The following is a 4296-nucleotide window of genomic DNA, read 5'->3' on the forward strand; positions in this document are numbered from 1 at the left end:
CCGCCTATAATATCGGTCTCTCGACCAAGCGAAAATGCCTTCGCCGGACGCTCACGATTTTGAGGCCGATGACATGACTCAGAAGACCCCCGTTTGGCCCGTCAGCCGCAGGCCGACCACTTAAGTTAACCTCGAAAGTAGTATGGTGCGAAGTTTCGTGCCATAGCTCGAGCCGCTATGCAGCTCATTCAAATGTTCTGCCGTATTGGTGTCACAGCAGCAAGGCTAGTCCGATCCTGCCCGTACAGTTTCGGCGGCTAGCGAACCTTTCGGAAGCGCCCGCAGCAATTCCGCTTCCGGCTTCGCTAGGTCAAGCCATGCAAGCCACTCTTGCGGTTGAAGCACGACGATTTGGCGATCGTGGTACGGCTTTACATCGGGACCCGGCGCCGTTGTCAGCATCGTGAAGGCAGGCGGTTGGTTCCCGTGACCGTCTCTCCAAATTCCTGCGATGGCCATGAAAGGAGCGTCGTTCAGCGTGAACCTGTGTTTCGCCTTGGGGTATTTCTTTCCGCTGAACTCAAAAAACGCACTCGCTGGAATGAGACAGCGGTGGCTATCGCTAAAATGTCTTCCTTCCGATCGAAAGTTGAAAACCGGGCCAGCCTTGCGGGTCGGTGGAAACCCGAACTTCATCGGCGCCAGCTCTACGATGTTGTCGCCAGCAGCTCGCATCACCGGTGCCGTGTCGCCGATCTTGATATTATCAGCCTGCGGCATATCCAGTTCGGTCTGGCGTGTGGGGATGCCGAGCGCGAGGTCCTGCATCATCTTGCAGTATTCGGCGTAGCGAATGTGTTGCTCATAATCGTTGCACATGGGAGAGGACCTAGGTTTCCTGAATGCCCTTTTCGAGGTTGGCGTCGCCCTTTTGGCTACGCTGAAGCCTTGGGGTTAAGTCTTCATCCTTCGGACTGTCATCCCTGACGCGTTCGTCAATCAGGTCTGTCTTGCAACATGCAGCGTAGCTCCAAGGTTCCCATCTCAGCAAGCCCGTGGGGGCTCCATCCCTTGGCCGTGTAGGGAGGCGGCAGGTCGCTTGATCAGCGAAGCGGCGGCGCGATTCAGATCGAGCGTGTGGGCGCTCCACCCAATGACGTTTCCGACCTCGCTCTCTTGTCTGGCATCCCTAATCCAGTCCCGTCCTTGGACGGTCAACCCGCGAGGGGGAAGTCCTCAGTAATCGGAGGAAGGCGAAGGCCACGGTCAAGGAACCTGTCTCCTTTTTGGGCATCGTCTACCTACGTCGTTAGACAAGGTCGGCTGGGAGCTAAGCCCTAAACGCCTGCAATGATATTTCGGCCGTTTTGCGATTTCGGACTATCCAATGCCCAAGGGACATGAAGCGGAACAAATAGCTTCCAACACCTGAGGGTGTGACAAGCAATATTCGTTTCGGCGGCTTATCGCTGTTCGGCAAAGCCAAGATTTCTTTCGGGCGAATAGACGACCATTTTTTCTCGTGATCGCTTGGGTGGTGATCGACCCCCCGTTCTTTCAGTGCGTGAGAGGAAGGAACGCGATGTGACAGAGACCCCAGCGATCATTCCGGCAGGCCATACCCGAGTACGCATGCCAACCGGCGTCTGCCACGCCGGCGCAGATGTATTTCGTCCAGTCGCCGCGATTTCAGGATCAGAATTCCACGATTAAAAGAAATATTAGATCCTGTCGTTATCAATAGTACATACAATCCATAGACTGTAACGACAAATTAGGTGTTGCCGAAATGAAAATTCTAGGTTTATCGGGGAATGTCAAACAACCGTCTCGAACTGCTTCTCTTGTGGAAGCGATCGTGTCGATAGCCACATCAAAGCTGGGTCTCGACGGGCAAACCATAGAGTTGGTTGACGCTGCCCGCGACGGGAATATCCGCAATCTTGACCCGATATGCCGAAGCCTTGATGATCCTGAAAATCTTCGGCGGGCTCTATCTTCTCTATCTGGCGTTTAGGGCAGCCAGAACCGCTTTCATCGCGGGCGAAAAACCGGCCGAGGCATCGGGGACGGACGCCGCCGAGACGGCTTCCTCTCTATACCGACGCGGGCCTCCTCATGCATCTGACCAATCCAAAATCAATTCTCGCCTGGATCGCTCTGGTGACGCTGGGACTTGGCCCGGGTGCCTCCTCATACACCGTGGCAGCGCTCCTCGGCGGATGCGCTATCCTAAGCGTGACAATCTTCTGCGATTACGCGATCGTCTTTCCAACAGCTCCGATGGTGCGCTTCTATCGGATATCCCGCCGCTGGATCGAAGGGACGCTTGCGATCTTCTTTGGCGCACCCGGTGTCCGTCTCCTGTTTTCCCGCACATAACCGGGGCAGAATGTTCGCTATACCATCTGAGCGTAGCGGAGTTTGGATCCAGTCAAGAGCTAGCCATAAGGACCCGCGGCTATCGGGCGCCAACCGCCTCGACGCGGTGGTGATCGCCCGCTACACCGCCGACTCGCCGACGCTGGAGATGCGCATCGATCCGCTGCGCGAAACGCTCAGACGACAGCATAGGAAGATCTGTTCCTCCGGCGGCACATCGACAGCCGCATAGGTGTAGGAGATCTCCTCCACTATTTGGAAGCCAGCCTTTCCGATGACCGCCCGCAGATCCTCGCGCAGGTAACCCGAGACTCGGATATTGTTTCCGAGGAACGGGATTGAGAAATCGTCGACATCGGCCTCCACCATGGACAGGGCGAACAGGCCACCAGGGACCAGCAGATTGCGAATCGTCAGAAGTGCGAGGGGGATCTCCGCACGGGGCAGCATTAGCAGCGAGAAGAAGGCCGCGACAGCGTCGAACTGGCCGAGGTCCCGCGGGCCACCTGGTCGCAAGTCGGCAATGTCCAGCTGGTGGAATGTCGCGCCAGGGACATACTCCCGGGCGAGTTTCACCATCCCGCCCGACAGATCGATGCCCACGACCTCGAAACCGGAGGCCACTAACTGGCGCGCAGTTGGCACTCCGGTACCGCAGCCCAGATCCAGAACCCGAGAACCGGTCGGCAAGGACCTGATCAACCAATCGCCCGCTGAGACTTGACCCTGTTTGTGTGGAAAGGTCTCATCATAGCGAGCGCCAATGGCATCGAAGGCCTCTGCCTGGCCCTCGCGATTAAACCGAAGGGTATCGTAGCCGCCCGCGCTGTGTTGATTGTTCACGTGGATAAACCTTCCAAAGAACGATCTGGATCGTATTACCGGCAGGCAATAGAGAAATCAAGTTCGGAGCAAAATCCCGATCCCTGCGCGACCGGCGCAGGTGGATGCTCGGTCAGGAAGCCCTCGGCTTCCAGGGCCGCTATGCTTCCGATGCGGCGGCGCTGATCGACTGATGGAACACCGGGTCGATAACATCGTCGGCTGCGAGGACCCTGTCACGGTTGTCATCGTCGACCAGGAACCGACGTTGATGTAGCCGGCCCGGTTCTCTGAGAACTTCGTCGATGACGCGGTTCCAAATGACTTTAACTTATGTTTGGCCAAGAGGCGGTACCGCAGGATCGACACCGCTTGGAAACTATGTCGGCGATGAACGACCGTGACCTTGGAGGCAAGATTCGACGGGTAGAGCGCCTCCTGCACGGCTGTGCTCACGCCGCCGACAACGGCCACTTCACCAACACCGAAAAGTTGCGGGCCAATCGATGTCTTTTCCCTGCAGGCGCCGCGAGCACTGCTTCATTGACGTAGAAATGAAAAGTAGAAAGCCTTTGGGTTGGGTTCCGCTCAAGGCGACCATCCGTAGTTCCTGATGGCTGCTCCGCGGGTTCACACGCTGATGCAGGTCCGGGCGGCGGACATGAGCGGCGAACTTCGCATACGGCTATGGGCACAATTGCGACCAAACCGGACCCAATCGTGCCTCTATTATTCAAGCCAAAGCGACCGCTTTTCCACGCAGCCTCCAGAAAAGTTACCGATCTTTAATTCGGCGGGCGGTTATCTGCGGGATCTGACGACCAAGGCGCGGCGCGGCGATTTCTCCGTCGGACCGATGCTGACGGCTCTGGCGCGGACTCCTGCATTTGGAGCAAAGCGAGCATCGTGAGGCTGATCGCGGGGCGACGTGCGTGCATTCGGCCAGATTGTAAATAACCCTGCAGCTCTGGCGCATATGCTGTCGAGGCATTCGCAGCCGGGGCGGACACTGAAGTTCTGCTACGAAGCAGCACCCTGCGGCTACGGCATTCAGCGGCAGCTGTGGCGATTTACCGTCGTTCCAACACGTCTAAACCGGCACCTGGTCACAAGGTCTATCCGTATCTTCTGCGCAAACTGGCGGTCACCAGA

At 57.3% G+C, this 4296-nt stretch carries 2 protein-coding genes and 3 pseudogenes; 2 read left to right on the forward strand and 3 right to left on the reverse strand.

Annotation, left to right across the window (positions count from 1 at the left end; all coding sequences use genetic code 11):
- Positions 1 to 225: 225 nt before the first annotated feature.
- Positions 226 to 819 (reverse strand): SOS response-associated peptidase, encoded by a 594-nt coding sequence (locus LPU83_RS38205; RefSeq protein ID WP_024319123.1) that lies wholly within the window; start codon positions 817 to 819, stop codon positions 226 to 228.
- Between the two features lie 1028 nt (positions 820 to 1847).
- On the opposite strand from LPU83_RS38205, the pseudogene LPU83_RS38210 reads away from it, so the two are divergent.
- Positions 1848 to 2322, forward strand: a pseudogene (locus tag LPU83_RS38210) (LysE family translocator); the annotation flags it as partial.
- 120 nt (positions 2323 to 2442) lie between these two features.
- Here LPU83_RS38210 and LPU83_RS38215 read toward each other — a convergent pair.
- Positions 2443 to 3165 carry a class I SAM-dependent DNA methyltransferase gene (locus LPU83_RS38215; protein ID WP_024319122.1) on the reverse strand — a complete coding sequence of 241 codons (723 nt, stop codon included), beginning with the start codon at positions 3163 to 3165 and terminating at the stop codon, positions 2443 to 2445.
- 35 nt (positions 3166 to 3200) lie between these two features.
- A pseudogene (locus LPU83_RS38220) lies at positions 3201 to 3621 on the reverse strand (NAD-binding protein); the annotation flags it as partial.
- 307 nt (positions 3622 to 3928) lie between these two features.
- Between LPU83_RS38220 and repC the strand changes: the two are divergent.
- Positions 3929 to 4054: pseudogene (gene repC / locus LPU83_RS73920) on the forward strand (replication initiation protein RepC); the annotation flags it as partial.
- Positions 4055 to 4296 lie beyond the last annotated feature (242 nt).

Source organism: Rhizobium favelukesii (assembly GCF_000577275.2).
Taxonomy (GTDB): domain Bacteria; phylum Pseudomonadota; class Alphaproteobacteria; order Rhizobiales; family Rhizobiaceae; genus Rhizobium; species Rhizobium favelukesii.